Source organism: Aggregatimonas sangjinii, assembly GCF_005943945.1.
Taxonomy (GTDB): domain Bacteria; phylum Bacteroidota; class Bacteroidia; order Flavobacteriales; family Flavobacteriaceae; genus Pelagihabitans; species Pelagihabitans sangjinii.
This window is the reverse complement of the sequence record NZ_CP040710.1, coordinates 4,382,412-4,398,514: the sequence shown is the minus strand read 5'-3', so window position 1 is coordinate 4,398,514 and position 16,103 is coordinate 4,382,412. Positions and strand designations below refer to the sequence as shown.

The following is a 16,103-nucleotide window of genomic DNA, read 5'->3' as shown; positions in this document are numbered from 1 at the left end:
TTCCTTGAGAACGCAGTCTTTAATCAACTCTTTCTACTTCGCTTTCACTCTTTAAAACATGGTCGCCGTCATCCTGTTTTATATACAGCGCTTTGTTGTCGTCATCAGCATCCCGAGTAACAGTAGTTCCTTTAATGGTTTTGGTAACTTTACTGGTATAGGTCTCTTGAACTTTACCTTCTGCAGTTCCGTTGCCCCATTTCCATTTTACTTTAGTTCCTTCTCGTATCATCATTTTTGATTTAAGTGACAAATTAATGTCGTTTTTCGCCTTCGTCTGTTGCCAAGCCATAGCTTCATCGAACATTTGAAATTAACACAATTAAGATACAACTACAATTTGAACTGGCACCAAAAAGGAAAGTTTTTAACCCAATAGGTTCTATGGTGAGGGCCGGCCTGAATGAGTCAATACTTTCATCTTTTAAACAAACCGATTAGTTTGTATGTACCTAATTTTATAAAAAAATCGCGTAACTATGTTTGCATCCAATTCTCCTTATATCATACTCCTTATTGGTTCGGTATTGGGAATATTCGTTCTGCTCATCTTTCCTTTTATTAAACAAGCTCGAACAATTGCCCCTTCGGCCGAACAGAATACCGAGAAACGGATTTTACCCTTTATCGAGATTCATCAATCATTGTCGATTACTTCAGAACAGGAGTCGACTATTGAATCGAGGGAAAAGTTGAAACAAAAAATCGAAGGCTTTAAAAGTCGTAATCCCTTCTATCGGCATTAAAAAAGTTTTCATTTGAAAACACTATTGGTGCGATTCGGATGTAATGTGATAGGCATCCAATTAAAAAAGTTATCACTCACTAAAAAATTTTAAAGATTATGAGTACATACACAGAAACAGTAGGCAATAAATTGAATGACCTTTTAGAAAAGACCTATGACGCTGAAAAAGGGTTTAAAAAAGCGGCCGAGAATACCGACAACACCCCATTGAAAGAATTTTTTCAAAAAAAAGCTCAGGAACGCTATGACTTCGGACATGATTTAAAGTCAGAAATCAAATCGTTTGGTCAGGAGGTTGATAAAGGAGGTAGTCTCACGGGTGCAGCACACCGTACCTGGATGGATGTGAAAGCGTTATTTTCTGCCGATGATGCAGAATCGATGTTGGAAGAGGCTATTAGGGGAGAAAAAGCGGCAGTGGAAGAATATGATGATATTTTGGGAGAAACTTCGTTACCCTCAACTACGGCGTCTTTGTTGAAAACACAAAAAAGTCATATTGAAAATGGCTTGAACACTATCAAGCGATTGGAAGACATTAGTTAAACGAAGTAATCAAAACCAAAAAAGGCCCTTCCGAGATAAATCTCGGAAGGGCCTTTTTGCTGATAAAAAATTTCTTGAACCCGACTATCCCAGAGGATGGACCGTAGGAGATTTTTTAGATTGAAACTACGCCTCGATTTGCTGCTTTTGCAGTACATTTTTTTTGTATTGCTTTGGACTACAACGGTATTTGGCCTTGAAAATCTTACAAAAATAGCTCCTGCTGGTCAAACCAATGGTATAGACCACTTCGGAAATGTTCATCTCTGTGGTCTGCAATAGATGACGGGCTCTTTTTAAACGGGTATCGCGAACGAACTCGCCAACCGTCATGTCATGTATGAAACGAAAGCCTTGTTGCAGTTTTGCTGCGGAAAGGCCCGATTTGGAACACAGATTGGTAATAGTATGCTGTACCTCCGGATAATTTTTGATAAAATCACTGACTTCCCCAATATCCTTTAGTTCCCGCTTTAATAATGTGGTCGCAGGGCTCTTTCCAAATTCCATTTCAAATCTGAATTGCTCGATTTGCTTTGCAAGTATCAGATGGCAAATACCTTCGAACTGCATCAGTGTCGACAAGTCGTTTACGAATTTCGCATTTTCAAGCATCTTGATGAGCTCTCCTATTTCAAGGTTTATCTTCCCCAGGTGAAAATACCCTTTATGATCATTGAACGAATCAAGAAATTGCAAAGTCTTCTGGTCAAAACCTTCAAAATCTTTCTTGAATTTCTTAACGTATTTCTTTCTATCGATTCTAATAAGATTTAAAATCAATCGACTATCCTTACGGATCAATAATTCGCTCAACAGCTCCGTGCTGTTTGAAACAACAGCCGTTTGCAATTCTTCCAATTTGGTAATCACTTCATCTTTTTGGAATTTATGAAGACAATTCCCTTCCAGACAATATAGAAAATACACCATATCGCCTTGCTTCTCGTTCAATAGCACAGAAATATTCTGCTTTAATGCTACATCGAACTCCATGGCAATAAGACCATCGTCGAAACAGATACATTGTACCTGTCCTTCTCCAATCTCATTACTGACTTTAAGTACCTGTACACCATTCTCGTAAACTACCTCGCCTACAAGGTGCGCTGCCAAGGATTCGAGTTCTTGCTTTGCCCTTTTTTTTCTAGTTTCCATAATTTACAAATTTTTCAAAGACCTTTTTAGACCTATTACTTTATCTTACCTCAAAATTACCATTACAGACAGTACGGCCTTACCGATTTAAAATAAATGTTTAACGTTATTGCGTAAAAATCAGCGATTTAAGAATTTTGCTTAAACAATTAATTTTTAATGGGTTACATTTTATCTTAATTGAAACAATGATACTATCGCTCTTTTCGTTACTTGCATCTTCTAAGCAAACCTTATGTACTATAAACTTTCAAATACTGCGGAACGGTCGAGGATCGAGCGAAGGTTAGGTTTGTCTTTCAAACACCCTAATCTCTACAAACCTGAAGTAGTCATAAATGGTTTGATAGAGACCAATGTTTCTATTGTAACAGCGGAACAGCCCGAATTGATTTCCTTGGGTATTTGGGGTATTCTTCCAGAGGAATACACAGACGAGTGGACCGCTTTTCAAAACGTGACCAATACATTACACTTTGATTATGCCGGAATAACGTCAGATCTCTGGTATTCCAGACCCTTTAAGCACAGAAGGTGTCTCTTTATCGTTACGGGCTTCTTTACCTGCTATCTTCGAGACGGGAAGGTTTATCCGTATCATATTGGTTTAAAATCCGGAGCCCCATTTTATCTTGCGGGTGTATATAATGTTTTAGAGGATGGTTTTATCACATGCTCCCTATTGGTAAAAAAAGCCGACGACTTTATCAAAAAGTTTCAAAATGTCGGAGACAAAATGCCTATTGTTATCAAAGAGAGTCTGGCGGATATTTATCTTGATGATTCCCTTCGACCGAAAGAAATAAAGGAATTCTTGGGGCAGGACCACGATAATAAATTGCATGCAACTCCTATTGAAAAAGAGTTCTTCAATCAAAATATCTCTTACGACAGTATGCTCGGGCCGTATGATTATGGCAATCTACCTACAGACGAATGAGAGTTGGCTAAAGTTCTTTCTTCAATAAATGTTTACGATACTCTGTAGGCAAAATGCCATAGGCTTCAGAAAAAATCTTCGAAAAATAGCTTCTACTTTTTATCCCAATGGCATAAACGATTTCGGAGACGGATAATTCGGTGTTTTTGAGGTAATCTCTGGAAATTTCCAATTTCAATTGCCTAATGTACTCGTTTACCGATTTGGAATATAGCACCCTAAAACCCAATTGCAGTTTCTTAGGGCTCAAGCCGGATTGCTCTGCCAAAATTACTACCGACAACGGATTGGCAATATTATCGACAATATATTGAGACAGTTCATGTATTTTTTTAATGTCACTTTTTGACAAGGATTCAGGGAGCGTTACTTTATTCTCGAAGTTGTGATGCTCCATCAATTGCATGGCCAATATAAGGTACAAGCGGCCTTCCAAGGATAAAGTACGCATGATACCGCTGTCATATACGGCGTTTAACGCTTTCACCTCATCTGCAATTTTTAAACTGAAACTACCTTTATGTTTATACGGTAGGTTTGCATTCTCATCATTGAACACCGACAAAAGGAGTTCATTTAAAAATGTAACATTGTTATTTTTTTTCTTGAGATACTCTTTTCGAAGTATCCGAATAAAATTTACCTTGATCTGACGATCGGGTGGGAACATAAAAGTTTTCTTAGAATATCGTTTCGGTGCCAAAATAATATTCTGGTATTGCTCCAGGTCTATAATTTCTTCAGTATCATCGGCATTGTACTTGAAAGAACCCTTTGAAATAAAAACGAATTCAATGGGCGTTACGCTGGAGGTCTGAAATACGATTTTTACATCCTCATTGAACATAACATCGCAATCTAACAGCGATACGCCCCAGTCAAAAGATATGCTGCGAACCACGCCTTTGCCTAAGGCATTATCGAAGGTAAGCACACGCTCACCCCAATTATCGGTCAGATCGCCTTCCAAGCATACATTAAGCTGCTCAAGAATAACATCGTCTTTTGTACTAGTTATAACAATTTCTCTCATTAGAAACCTCTCCTATCTACATTTAAATTTTGCCTTACAAAGAAATGGCGAAATGCTACTACACATTAACAGTATTGAAACTCAAACTAACACAAATGAGCACTTTCTCGTTTAATTTAATGGAAAAATTGTTAAACAATCTTAAAATATATCTTAGTATAGCCTAAAGCGGAATTTTAGAAGAAAACAAAGAATCGGCTGCCGGCAGAAAAGCAAGGGAATATTTTGTCGTAGAATCGGAAGACAACTCTTCTTAGTATGATCATGTGGACTGGAAGACTTGTTTAGGCATAATCGAGGAAATACTTTTAGGAGGTCTTTCGGCCCTCTTCCCGAATTTTTTGTAGATAATGCTTCGGACTTACCGAAAATTTTTCCTTGAACAACTTGGAAAAATAGCTTCTAGAGTTGATACCGATCGCATACGTAATTTCCGTAATATTCATATTCGAGGTCTCAATGAGGTCTTTGGCCATTTCTATTCGCTCATCGCGTATGAATTGATTTACCGACTTCCCGTACAACTGCTTAAATCCGGCCTGTAGCGTATTCTGGTTGAGACCAACGTCATTGGCCAACGCAACCACATTACCGACCGTAGCGATTTCTTCCTTTATGAGGTCAACTGCCTTTTCGATACGATTAACCGTAGACTGTCGCAGGATTTTACGTTTGTCGGGCTCATTCAAATCATCTAAATACTGTTTAAGGTGATGGGTAAGAATTTCGTACGCTTTGCCCTCCTGATATACGGCTTTCATGAAGCCCTGGAGTTCACATTCGGTAAATTCTTCTATAAACCGAGAAATGTCCAAACTATAATGGCTCTTATGAAAGTAGAGATTGATTCCGTTTACATCACGAAATAAGGTTTCCGTGTTTTCATCCATATCGGAAAGAAAAGCGTCTATTTTCTTTTCGAAAAGTTTTCGGTTGATTTGAATACTAAAAGTGCAGATAGGTTCATTTGCGGGCATTTTAAAGACGTGCGTATGTTTAGAGTTGCTTGACAGGATAGCGCTCTCAAGATGATCTATACGATGTTCCTCTTCCTTCCCGTTAAATTTATGATCAAAAGCCGATTCACGATTGAAAATTATCTTTAAGGGATGTATTACCCCCTTTTGCATTTCAATATGGAATTTCTTTTTTAAGAGGTAGTCCGATTCTAAAATACCAAGCCCGTTCTCGAATTGGATTGCTTTTACATAGCCCGATCCCAATTCATCGGGGATACGAATACACATTTCATGATGTTCTTCATCATATGAAATACCGAAATTCTTCGCCATGTCCTTTATCACATCGTGCACATTCAAATCCCGTATGCCTAATTTCTCGACCATTTCAGTAAATTGTTATGCTTCTAAAGGTAATACAATCTATCGTGCTATCTATAGCAATTTGAAAATTTACCTGTCGCGTACCAAACAGAGCACAGACCACACATCTATTTGATATTCTTTTACTTAGAAAAATCCATATGAGTCAAGAATAGGTGTTATACCATTCATTGAACGTGTTGCTTCTACCGATATTTGGGTCAACCAAAATAGTTGAGTCGTTACTGATTAAAGTAATGTTAACCTTTAAATTGCAAATCCTATGTTACGTTGGACCATCACTTTTATCATTTTAGCCATTATTGCAGGTATATTTGGTTTCGGGGGTATCGCTGCAGGTGCTGCCACCATCGCCAAAGTATTATTCTTTATATTCCTTGTATTATTTGTAGTATCTTTAATTAGCGGGAGAAAGAAAATATTATAACAATCACTAATAGAAACTGTATTATTATGAAAAAATCAGTAAAATTTTTAATGCTAATGTTAACAGCTGTATTCGTATTCTCCATTTCGAGCTGTAGAGAAAAAACCACAGGGGAAAAAATCGAAGATGGCGTAGAAGAAGTAGGTGAAGATGTGGAAGATGCCGTAGATGATGCCGGTGATGAAATCGAAGATGCGGTTGACGATAACTAGATAGCCGTTGAAGAAGTAGTTTACAACCCAAAGGCGAATACGTTTAAAGTATTCGCCTTTTATTTTGCCCTACCGCCTTATGGTTATCAAAGACCGAATGGGGCGCTATCTCTAAAATCGAGGTAAGAGAAAAAGTGAAGCGGACGCTATTTTCCGCGTTCGTTTAAACCAGCGCTGTCAGCTTCAATATGCGCCATAATGTCCGAAGGTGTCGAAATCTCGTAAAAAGCCTCCCCAACGATTAAAATCGGACAAATGATCACTTCAGGGCGATTGTCTAAAATCTTTAACCACTGGTGCTCGTCCATCTCAATGCGGTCATCACCGTATTCGTCAACGAAAGTGGGATGCTCCTTGTCTATTAAGTCACTGGCGCTTTTTCCCAGCCCTTTGGCAATTTCGGCCCATTGGGTACCGGTGAGGTTCTGTTGTGCCAAGTCAATGGGCAATATATCCTTCTCGCTTGATGCCAGGTAGGCTTTGGTCTGTTTCCCGATAGCCGTATCGGAATGATAGTATAATGTAATTTTGTTCTCGTGTTTGGCGATGACTCCCATAATTGTATTTTTTAAATTTTTTTTAAAGATATTCAATCCTTTGTTTCCGTGGAGACTCATTTGCTGTAGATACTAGCACTATTTGATAGAACCATCCACCGTAAAGGCATCAGCACTTAACTCGAAATCGTTATTTTAGACTAATGAATACAGCCCTGTTAATTCTTTATATAATTATTACATTATGGGCTATTGCAAGTATCGTCTTTCATGGCTCGCGACCCACAAAATCTATAAGTTGGGTACTTACGGCAATTGTCTTTCCCTTTGCGGGACCTCTATTGTACTATCTATTCGGGGTCAATCGCCGAAAATTCAAGATTTTTAGGCTGAAGCACTCTGAGCGGAGAAAGTTGTTCGACATTCCGGAAGAGGAACAGGAATCGCTCCGGAATTTCGACCTTCGAAAAAAAGCAAAACTGGCGAGATTGGTGAAGAACAATAGTCTAATGTCGGCATATGAGGGAAATAAGATTACGCTTTTAAATGACGGGGAAAAGACCTTCCAAAGTATTTTCGAGGCTATAAAGAAGGCCGAGAACTATATTCACATGCAGTATTACATTATCGAGAAGGGTGAACTTACAGATACCTTCTATACACTATTCAAGCAGAAAACAGAAGAAGGTGTGCAAGTGCGTTTGATATATGATTCATTGGGTAGCTCCGGGCTTCGCGGCAAGACCATTAAACGTTTTCGGGATATCGGGGTAGATACGCATTCTATCCTTCCCCTGCGTTTCGGAAATACCCTATACCGACTGAATTATCGAAATCATCGTAAAATACTCATCATTGACGGCCATACGGGATTTACGGGTGGGGTAAACGTATCGGATAAATACATACGCCCAATTTCGAATCTGGGAATATGGAAAGATTTTCATGTGAAATTGGAGGGTCCCGTTGTGAATAGCCTGCATCGAATATTTTTGCAGGACTACCATACCTCTTCCGAAAAAAAAGACTTATTGGATACCTCTAAGTACCTAACAAAAATACCAACAAAAGGAGAAATGACCGCGCAGATCGTCTCCAGTGGTCCCGACTCTAAACAGCCGGCCATCATGCAACAATACATTGCCATGATCAATTTGGCAGAGAACCGTATCTGTATAGCGAACCCCTATTTCATACCCGGACTGCCTGTGCTGGAGGCATTAAAAATAGCCGCTTTAAGTGGGGTGGAGGTTAGTCTACTCGTTCCCAAAAAATCGGATTCCTTAATGGCCAAATACAGTATGGCCTCCTGTTTTCGGGAGCTGTTGGCCGTAGGGGTCAAAATCTATACCCGCCACGATTTTTCCCATAGTAAGGTCATCGTAATCGATCAGGAAATAGCATCAGTAGGTTCCGGCAATTTCGATTACCGCAGTTTTGAGCATAATTTTGAGACTAACGCCTTGTTGTATGATACCGAATTGGCGACGAAAATTACCGAGGAGTTCGACGCGCACTGCACCGATGATATCTGTCTGGATTATGAAACATTTAAAAAACGGCCCGTATGGATAAAGTTTCTGGAAGGCCTGGCCAAGTTTTTTAGTCCGTTGCTTTAAAAGCGACTGCGATGGCACACAATGCCAGAGGTACTCGGGCTTATCATTGCGTAGGTTATAGAAACCGATTTTAAAATACCTTAATACCGTTACTCCCTTTTGCAAGACACCGCCTTTCTGTCTTCTTTACGGCTAAGATAAATTCCACTCTATTTTTAACATTTTAATCCAACAATATTTAATCATTTGATTATTAGATATTTAAAATAATCATTGTTTTGAAATTTTGTTAAAAATTGTTAATCAATTCATAAAATAGTACCTTTTTATACATAGTACTGTAACAAAACAGATAGTACCTCGTCTAGTAGTTGTAAGTCATTTTGATATCAACAATTAAAAACCTAGAAATTATGAAAGCATCAAGCAACAGAACGACAACAGAGTCAAAAACAGGACAGTACTTTTCATCATTGAGAAACAGCAAAAGAATACAATGGGCACAGTACCGAAATTTTAATCGCTAAGAAGCTCTTTGGATAGGAAATAGCTACAATTGAACCCATAAAAAATACGATTCGGTACATGTAATTTTCCCTACCAGACAATTCGAAGCATCTTTACACCATCATTAAAACAACAAAACCTAGAAATTATGAAAGCATCAATCACCGCAACAGCAACAGAATCAAAAACAGGACAGTATTTTTCATCCTTTAGAAGCAGTAAAAGAGTGCAATGGGCACAATACAGAAACTTTAATCGCTAATCACGATTAAAAAGAACAACAAACAACATCAATCCACACCTGAACATATTTCAGGTTAAAAAACGAAAATCATGAAAGCATCAATCACAGCAACAGCAACAGAATCAAAAACCGGTCAGTACTTTTCATCCTTTAGAAGTAGTAAAAGAGTGCAATGGGCACAATATCGAAATTTCAACCGCTAATCACGGTTTAAGAAGCAGACATCAATCGCACTGCCGCAGGGTAATGCACAAAACAACACCGTCATGAAAACAATCATCAATCAATTACCAGCAGTCAATCGAAAGTCCATTCTTTTTTCAAGTAGCAGAGACAGTAAAAAAATACGTTACACCGTGTGCGGAAATAACCTCTGTTAAAACATTAGAAATTCAATGGAACAGAAAAGGGATACAACTTGAAAAAGTCTTATCCCTTTTTTTTATGCTAGTTTAGCCACAATAAGGGATAACGAATGGGCATATTACGCACCACTTCAGGCGTATCGAAATTGGGCTCCAAAGTATTCCAGAGGGCTAAATAGGACTCTTTTTCAAAAGCAAGACCTCCAAAAAGCAAATACGGATGCCGTACCGGCCATTCGTCCCAATACATCACATCTTTTGCATAAGGCCATTTGCTTTTATCTTTTGTATACGGAAATATAAATTCAATGCCTTTGGCAATACCCCTACCATCATCGGTAGTGTAAGCAAATAAATTATTTTCCGGAGTTGATGCTACCTGACAAACCCCGGTCAAAGCATCGATATTAAAAAGGGAATACCCATAGGGCTTGGTGCGTTCGAGTTCTAAGGGAAACGAGCCATTTGCGGCCATTTGTCTCGGTAATAATACATTTTTATACATTTCGCGTACGTACTCTAGTGCTGGTTGGTCTTTCACCAGTTCGGCGAATACGGCGACCTGTAACGCCCAACAAACACTGTGATTATTGCCATTATCCCTTTCGGCGACCCCATATTCGTGAGTAGTTATCCAGTTCAAATAATTGGTAAACCACTCTTTCACTCCTTTGATTTCATCTTTTGAGAAAACCCCAGAGGATTCGGTAGCACCAAAGGCCTTTGCCACCTCCATCAGGTGGATCGTATCGATGATTCCGATACCACGCCCTGTCACTTTTCCCATAATCGCTTGCCCATATAGCAGGTTGGGATTCATACGTGTATTTTCATCGAAGAACCATGCCAGAACATGCGGGCGTAGTTGCTCGGCATATTTTGCATCCTTGGTTATCAAATAGGCCGATCCCAAAGCACCTGCAATTTGGCTGAAACGAATCATCGCGGTCCGGTGCGCGGTAAAATTCTCTGGATTCGTCATCCCGTCTTTGCGAATATATGGTCCATCGGGGTTTTCGGGATCTGGCCACCAGTAATCCCCCTCGGAATAAAAATCGTTCCTGCCCCCCGTACTTCGCTCGCAAACTGCAGCGGTAACCGTAATAGGTTCCAAATTTTCATAATCGGCGACTAGCTCTAAGACCCTGTCTTTCTCCTTTTTGAAAATCGGGTGGTCATAGCTATGCTGTGCCCTTGAACAGCCCATCGAAATTAAAATCAAAAAAACAATCGTATATCGCATCTTCTCGCTTTTAGACTACTTTAAAAAAAAGATGCTATGGCCTTTAGGTAGTGACCATAGCATCAAACTAACTCAACAACAACTATTTTTGAATGGTCAAATAGGTACCCTTGAAATTTTGGTTTAAAACCATCACTTTCAAATCATTCGTCGTATTGTCGGGAACCACTTCTATCGAAGCCTTTCCATTGGCCATTCCTATAATTTCGCTTCCCGTCGGGGTACCTTGGTGTTTTTTGGCCTTCCCGCCTTCCAAACACTGAAAATATACCTTGTCTTCGTAATCAAGACATCGCATTCCGTCACTATCCTTGGCTATGGCGGTAACCATATAATTTCCATTGTCCATTTTTTCGGCACTTAAGGTCAAGCCTTTGGCCGCGCCATTTTTAGTATAGCGGTAGTTTACCTTCAAAGTGTCGTTGGCGACGCCACCATTTGCTGTAACACCCTTCGCTACGAGCTCGTTATTCCCTTCTGCGAATGCCACGTCCCAGTGTAATCCCGATGCCGGAAAATTCTTGAGGTCCTTGGTTTTTTCACCGAGACTTTTCCCATTGTGATAAAGTGTTACCTTTTCACAATTACTGAAAACACTCACGTTCCTAGCCAAATCACTCGGGCCTTGACGTTCGGTCCAACTGTGCGATTCGATATAAGTGAACGGTTCGTCGGCCCAATAACTTTTAAATACATAAAAAGCATCCTTTGGGTTTCCTTCCCGATCTACCAGCCCTTTTTGATTCATGTAGGGGATATCGTTTTCTGGACGCAATGGCGTTCCAAAGTCCTTAAAGGCCCATTGTACATTGCCCACAAAGGTCGGATCTGTCTCAGATATTCGTAAGTGCCAATCGAAAAGGTCTACGATATAGTTTTCGCTCCAATCGCCGATTTGGGCGATGTTGGCCACTTCTGTTTGAACGATTGCCTCTTCCCATCCGTCGGACTGTATCTGCCCTTCACCGGTTATGGGATTTTCACTATGCCGCCCGACATGGCTTGATCCACCATATTCTGCATGTAAAAAGTGTTTATACTCTTTCTTGTAGGTTTCAACAGCTTTTTGATAGCTTTTATAACTTCCCGAGTACCAACCTGACCATATAGAGGGCGAAAAGACATCTACGAGTTCAGCGCCCTCATAATATTTTCGAATCGCGGTTTTACGGGTAGGGTCCATATCGTGGGCGATTTCGTTCAACTCGGTTAAAAATGAATTCATTTTCGCGGTATCGCCGCCGCCTTCAAAATCGGGTAGCCAGTACATTTCGTTGCCCAAAGACCAAATAATTATACTTGGGTGATTGTAGTTCTGGTCGATAATCTCCTTGAGCATGTTCTTGGTATTCGCTTGCCAAACGTCTTCTCCCAATCCCCCGCGGCACCAAGGCAGCTCATCCCATACCAATAACCCAAGTTCGTCGCAAGCCTTGTAAATTTCAGGATCTTGAGGATAATGCGCCAAACGAACGAAATTCGCGCCCATCTCCTTGATCAGCTCCATGTCTTTACGATGCAATTCATTTGACATGGCCGCTCCTACTCCCGCATGTTCTTCATGTCTGTGTGTTCCTCTCAATAGCAAACGCTCCCCGTTCAAATAAAACGGACCGTTATCAACAAATTCGAACCATCGAAAGCCAACCTTTTCGGATGTCGCATCAATCGTTTTGCCTTTTTCGATAAGTTTGATTTCGGCAGTATACAGGTTGGGCGTTTTGGTGTCCCATAATTGGGGTTTTCGTATCTTTTCAAATAATACTTCTACCGTTTCAGAGGTCACGTCAACGTTCTCCGAGGCCACTTTCTTTCCTGAAGGATTTTTTAGCACTACCTCTACCTCCATGCCCGTTTTACCATCGTACGCCGAGATAGGAACGACGACTTTTAAGGACGCGCTCGCTTTTGATACCTGAGGTGTTGAAATCTTTACCCCATCGATTGCGGTAATCGGTTTCGTCAGCAGCCATACATCCCTTGTAAGGCCTCCATAGATAAAAAAGTCGCTTTTCTGCGACGGGATTACATCACGGTCATAGCCATTATCTACACGGACCAAAACTTCATTCGAGCCCACTTTGAGGTAGGGTGTCATGTCGATTTCGAACCCAATGTAGCCTCCTATATGTTCTCCGGCCTTATTCCCATTTACATAAACTGCAGTGGTAATATTGGCCCCCTCGAAATAGAGCAGGTATCTTTTGTCTGAATCGATTTCGGGAATGTTCACATCCTTTTTGTACCAACTTGCATTTCTGCGATACCCGGGAACGTTATCGGTTACATCCTCACTATTCCAACTATGTGGCAAATCGACCGTCGCCCAAGTACTCTCCGATTGTAGTTCAGCTGGCGTCGCTACGGGATTTTCCGAATACCCCCACTTTTCATTGATATTTTGTTTTGTACGGGGCGCGGTATCCTGCGCTTTGATCGCACAGGAAAACCATATGCAAATCACAATTGTCGAGAACAAGAAACGGAGGTTTTTCATAAGATAGATTAAAGTTTATTTGTTCTCAGAAGCGCTTCTAAAAAATAATAATCACCATACACAATGGGTTCGTCCATCTCATCTTTCTTGGGCCAGTTACCCGTACTGTGGTCTAAAATGAACGGTGCGTCGATATCCCTATCCAACACATATTCGGTGGAATGTAGTGTTTCCATGACCTTATTCGCATAAGCCTGATATTCCGGTTGATCCGAATACGAAGCTAACTCCAGCAAAGCCGAGGCAATGATCGTAGCGGCAGATACGTCTTTAACTGCATCGGGTAGGGCCGGATCTTTTAAATCCCAAAACGGGATGCCATCTTCCGGTAAGTTCGGATGGTTTAAATAGAATTGTGCACTTGCTTCCGCTTGTTTCAAGTAGGCTGGGTCTTTGGTAAAGCGATAACACATGGTATACCCATAGATTCCCCATCCCTGACCTCTAGACCAAACCGATTCCGCATCGAAACCCTGGTGGGTCACTTTTTCTTTCACCACACCGGTGATGGTATCATAAACCACTACATGTACACTACTGTTGTCGGGTCGAAAATGATTTTTGAGTGTTGTATTGGCATGGGTAACGGCCATTTTATGAAAGGCACTGTCGCCACTGATTCGAGTCGCTTCAAATAGCAATTCGAGATTCATCATATTATCGATGATTACGGGAAACTCCCAAACATCGCTATTGAAATCCCACGAACGAAGGCTACCGACGTTCTCGTTGAATCGGGTGGCCAAGGTCTGCGCACTTTCTACAATAACATCTTGGTAAAAAGCGCTCTTTTCAACTTCGTTACCCTCACCGAAACTGCAATATATCTTGAATCCCATATCATGGGTCTTGCCGTTCAGTTTCTCCTTTTCCATTAAGGCCGTCCACTCCGAGGCGCGTTCTTTGTACGCTTTGTTGCCCGTTAATTTGTAGAGCTGCCATAGATTTCCCGGAAAGAAGCCGCTGGTCCAGTCCTTTGAAGGTACTTTTCTAGTCGTCTTGGTGCTTCGGGTATAGCTCCTGGGAAAGGACATGGAATCCACCGGATAGTGCAAGAGGTTTTGATACCTGATCTGCAAGAGCGAATCAACGCTTATGGCCGGTGTTTCTGTTTTTTTCGTACCATCGGATTTGCAGGCTACGGATAGGAATACAAATGCAATAGCTACTACGGAATAGCAAGTTTTCGCCATGAATAATTTTTTGAAGGTACAAGTGGAGGCACGGCCTCGCCTACGAGGCCGTATCCACAAAAGAATGCTTGTGATTAATAACCGGGGTTATTCGGTGCTAAGTTCGGATTACGTTCCAATTCATCGCCGGGTAGTGGGAATAAATAATCCCGGGCAGGATCGAAATTGGGTTGCGGCTCTAAACCATCTGGCCCGAATACCTCGGAACCCAACTGTCTTCTCTTGATGTCGTACCATCTTTTGAACTCAAAGGCCAATTCCCATTTGCGCTCTTCTAAGACCATATCCCTAAATTCGTCTTGAGACATCCCATCTTCGATGTCCTCCGGAAAGCCAGAATCATTACCATTGCGCGCGCGTTCGCGAACGCGATTCACGTATCCGGCCGCCTCATCGGAACCTGGGGTTATTTCATTCAATGCTTCCGCAGCGATAAGCAGTACTTCGGCATATCGCATTAAATTATAGTTCAAACTAGAGGCCCTTCCGTTCCCTGTCCCCGAGGCCCCAATGAGCCGCGTATATTTGGCAATGTAGGCACTTTGAATGTTTCGGGAATCGAACTCCGGAAATTTATCAAACGATTCTTCAACACCATTGAAGATTCCCGTAGTATCCAAACTAACGGCCTTTCTGTAATCGCGACCGTCCCATCTGTTGTATACATTTATGGTGGGCACTGCGACCGACCATCCGCCACCGATATTGCCGCGTTCATTTGCCCTGATCCCGGTAAGTGCGGGTGCATAATCCCTACCGGTATCGCCATCACTGAAACCATTGAAATCGAGTGTTAACAATGGTTCGGAGCTCCTTACGCCGGCATTGAACAAATCTTGGTAATCAGCTTCGAGAGCCAGTCCGAAATCCCCTTCGCGATCGATGACGAATTTCGCTTCATCGTATGCTTTTTGGAAATCCCCCAGGGTTAGGTATACTGAGGCAAGAAAGGCTGCTGCGGTTGCCTTAGAAGGCAAAGCCGTCGTAGGCTGCACATCCGGCAAATTCAATTTAGCCTCTTCAAGATCTGCGATAATGTTCGAATACACCTCATCGGCAGATGTTTTGGAAATAGACAAAGCAACATTAATGTCTTCCACAGGCGCATCTAAATACGGAATCGATCCAAACAAACGGACCAAATGGTAGTAGGTATAGGCTCTAAAAAAGTGTGCTTGTGCCCGTACTGGGTCTATTTGCGCCGGCTCGGCATCCAAGTTATTAGCCGAGAAAATAGCCTCGTTCGTTCCGGCGATAACTTCGTAAGCTTTTGGCCATAGCGCAGTTACCATACCATTATCGGCACCCATCGAGAAATTGTTGACCTCCTGCCTACGGCCTGGAGTACCTAAATCCCCTATCGAGACCATATCGCTTCTAAGCATAATGGGCAGTGAGAGTTTTCTACCCCAATAGCGTTCCGTAGCCATGTTACCTATGGCCCCATTGATCAATGTTTGCACGTCCGCAGGGGATTGCACCAATCCATCAGGGGAAAGTCTTCCCACTGGGACTTCTTCTAAATCCGAGCACGCGACCACTGTGGCCAGTGCTACAAAAATTCCTAAATATTTTAAATTTCTCATCGTAG

At 41.4% G+C, this 16,103-nt stretch carries 15 protein-coding genes; 6 read left to right on the top strand and 9 right to left on the bottom strand.

The window, feature by feature from the left end; genetic code table 11:
* Nucleotides 1–19: 19 nt before the first annotated feature.
* Nucleotides 20–232, bottom strand: a complete 213-nt coding sequence (locus FGM00_RS18290) for a hypervirulence associated TUDOR domain-containing protein (RefSeq protein ID WP_138854755.1) — start codon at nt 230–232, stop codon at nt 20–22.
* Between the two features lie 247 nt (nt 233–479).
* Here FGM00_RS18290 and FGM00_RS18285 point away from each other — a divergent pair, with 247 nt between their 5' ends.
* Entirely contained in the window at nt 480–746 is a 267-nt protein-coding gene (locus tag FGM00_RS18285) for a hypothetical protein (protein ID WP_138854305.1), read from the top strand.
* 98 nt (nt 747–844) lie between these two features.
* Nucleotides 845–1,294: a ferritin-like domain-containing protein gene (locus tag FGM00_RS18280; RefSeq protein ID WP_138854304.1), complete on the top strand. Its 450-nt coding sequence runs from the start codon at nt 845–847 to the stop codon at nt 1,292–1,294.
* Between the two features lie 126 nt (nt 1,295–1,420).
* On the opposite strand, the gene FGM00_RS18275 is transcribed toward FGM00_RS18280, so the two are convergent.
* The gene (locus tag FGM00_RS18275; RefSeq protein WP_138854303.1) at nt 1,421–2,452 is read right to left on the bottom strand and encodes a helix-turn-helix transcriptional regulator; all 1,032 of its coding nucleotides are present in this window, start codon (nt 2,450–2,452) and stop codon (nt 1,421–1,423) included.
* A gap of 235 nt (nt 2,453–2,687) precedes the next feature.
* Between FGM00_RS18275 and FGM00_RS18270 the strand changes: the two genes are divergently transcribed.
* The gene (locus FGM00_RS18270) at nt 2,688–3,392 is read left to right on the top strand and encodes an SOS response-associated peptidase family protein (protein ID WP_138854302.1); all 705 of its coding nucleotides are present in this window, start codon (nt 2,688–2,690) and stop codon (nt 3,390–3,392) included.
* Nucleotides 3,393–3,399: 7 nt separating this feature from the next.
* Here FGM00_RS18270 and FGM00_RS18265 read toward each other — a convergent pair whose 3' ends face one another.
* Complete coding sequence (locus FGM00_RS18265) at nt 3,400–4,425, bottom strand: helix-turn-helix transcriptional regulator (protein WP_138854301.1); 1,026 nt, start codon at nt 4,423–4,425, stop codon at nt 3,400–3,402.
* Nucleotides 4,426–4,733: 308 nt separating this feature from the next.
* Nucleotides 4,734–5,771: a helix-turn-helix transcriptional regulator gene (locus FGM00_RS18260; protein WP_138854300.1), complete on the bottom strand. Its 1,038-nt coding sequence runs from the start codon at nt 5,769–5,771 to the stop codon at nt 4,734–4,736.
* A gap of 259 nt (nt 5,772–6,030) precedes the next feature.
* Between FGM00_RS18260 and FGM00_RS18255 the strand changes: the two genes are divergently transcribed.
* Nucleotides 6,031–6,195 (top strand): DUF1328 family protein, encoded by a 165-nt coding sequence (locus FGM00_RS18255; RefSeq protein ID WP_138854299.1) that lies wholly within the window; start codon nt 6,031–6,033, stop codon nt 6,193–6,195.
* 26 nt (nt 6,196–6,221) lie between these two features.
* Nucleotides 6,222–6,407 (top strand): hypothetical protein, encoded by a 186-nt coding sequence (locus FGM00_RS18250; RefSeq protein ID WP_138854298.1) that lies wholly within the window; start codon nt 6,222–6,224, stop codon nt 6,405–6,407.
* A gap of 146 nt (nt 6,408–6,553) precedes the next feature.
* Here FGM00_RS18250 and FGM00_RS18245 read toward each other — a convergent pair whose 3' ends face one another.
* Complete coding sequence (locus FGM00_RS18245) at nt 6,554–6,964, bottom strand: arsenate reductase family protein (RefSeq protein ID WP_138854297.1); 411 nt, start codon at nt 6,962–6,964, stop codon at nt 6,554–6,556.
* Nucleotides 6,965–7,107: 143 nt separating this feature from the next.
* On the opposite strand from FGM00_RS18245, the gene cls reads away from it, so the two are divergent.
* Complete coding sequence (gene cls / locus FGM00_RS18240) at nt 7,108–8,523, top strand: cardiolipin synthase (protein ID WP_138854296.1); 1,416 nt, start codon at nt 7,108–7,110, stop codon at nt 8,521–8,523.
* 1,138 nt (nt 8,524–9,661) lie between these two features.
* On the opposite strand, the gene FGM00_RS18235 is transcribed toward cls, so the two are convergent.
* The 4 genes from FGM00_RS18235 to FGM00_RS18220 all read right to left on the bottom strand — a co-directional run bounded on the left by FGM00_RS18235 (nt 9,662) and on the right by FGM00_RS18220 (nt 16,098).
* A complete protein-coding gene (locus FGM00_RS18235) occupies nt 9,662–10,822 on the bottom strand; it encodes an alginate lyase family protein (protein WP_138854295.1) in 1,161 nt (386 codons plus the stop codon).
* 82 nt (nt 10,823–10,904) lie between these two features.
* Nucleotides 10,905–13,319: a glycoside hydrolase family 2 protein gene (locus FGM00_RS18230; protein WP_138854294.1), complete on the bottom strand. Its 2,415-nt coding sequence runs from the start codon at nt 13,317–13,319 to the stop codon at nt 10,905–10,907.
* An 8-nt stretch (nt 13,320–13,327) separates the two neighbouring features.
* A complete protein-coding gene (locus tag FGM00_RS18225; protein WP_138854293.1) occupies nt 13,328–14,512 on the bottom strand; it encodes a glycoside hydrolase family 88 protein in 1,185 nt (394 codons plus the stop codon).
* Between the two features lie 74 nt (nt 14,513–14,586).
* A complete protein-coding gene (locus FGM00_RS18220) occupies nt 14,587–16,098 on the bottom strand; it encodes a RagB/SusD family nutrient uptake outer membrane protein (RefSeq protein WP_138854292.1) in 1,512 nt (503 codons plus the stop codon).
* Between the last annotated feature and the right edge of the window lie 5 nt (nt 16,099–16,103).

Coding starts and splice junctions, on each gene's coding strand:
- FGM00_RS18290 (WP_138854755.1), bottom strand. CDS start 232: ATGATACGAGAAGGAACTAAAGTAAAATGGAAATGGGGCAACGGAACT.
- FGM00_RS18285 (WP_138854305.1), top strand. CDS start 480: ATGTTTGCATCCAATTCTCCTTATATCATACTCCTTATTGGTTCGGTA.
- FGM00_RS18280 (WP_138854304.1), top strand. CDS start 845: ATGAGTACATACACAGAAACAGTAGGCAATAAATTGAATGACCTTTTA.
- FGM00_RS18275 (WP_138854303.1), bottom strand. CDS start 2,452: ATGGAAACTAGAAAAAAAAGGGCAAAGCAAGAACTCGAATCCTTGGCA.
- FGM00_RS18270 (WP_138854302.1), top strand. CDS start 2,688: ATGTACTATAAACTTTCAAATACTGCGGAACGGTCGAGGATCGAGCGA.
- FGM00_RS18265 (WP_138854301.1), bottom strand. CDS start 4,425: ATGAGAGAAATTGTTATAACTAGTACAAAAGACGATGTTATTCTTGAG.
- FGM00_RS18260 (WP_138854300.1), bottom strand. CDS start 5,771: ATGGTCGAGAAATTAGGCATACGGGATTTGAATGTGCACGATGTGATA.
- FGM00_RS18255 (WP_138854299.1), top strand. CDS start 6,031: ATGTTACGTTGGACCATCACTTTTATCATTTTAGCCATTATTGCAGGT.
- FGM00_RS18250 (WP_138854298.1), top strand. CDS start 6,222: ATGAAAAAATCAGTAAAATTTTTAATGCTAATGTTAACAGCTGTATTC.
- FGM00_RS18245 (WP_138854297.1), bottom strand. CDS start 6,964: ATGGGAGTCATCGCCAAACACGAGAACAAAATTACATTATACTATCAT.
- cls (WP_138854296.1), top strand. CDS start 7,108: ATGAATACAGCCCTGTTAATTCTTTATATAATTATTACATTATGGGCT.
- FGM00_RS18235 (WP_138854295.1), bottom strand. CDS start 10,822: ATGCGATATACGATTGTTTTTTTGATTTTAATTTCGATGGGCTGTTCA.
- FGM00_RS18230 (WP_138854294.1), bottom strand. CDS start 13,319: ATGAAAAACCTCCGTTTCTTGTTCTCGACAATTGTGATTTGCATATGG.
- FGM00_RS18225 (WP_138854293.1), bottom strand. CDS start 14,512: ATGGCGAAAACTTGCTATTCCGTAGTAGCTATTGCATTTGTATTCCTA.
- FGM00_RS18220 (WP_138854292.1), bottom strand. CDS start 16,098: ATGAGAAATTTAAAATATTTAGGAATTTTTGTAGCACTGGCCACAGTG.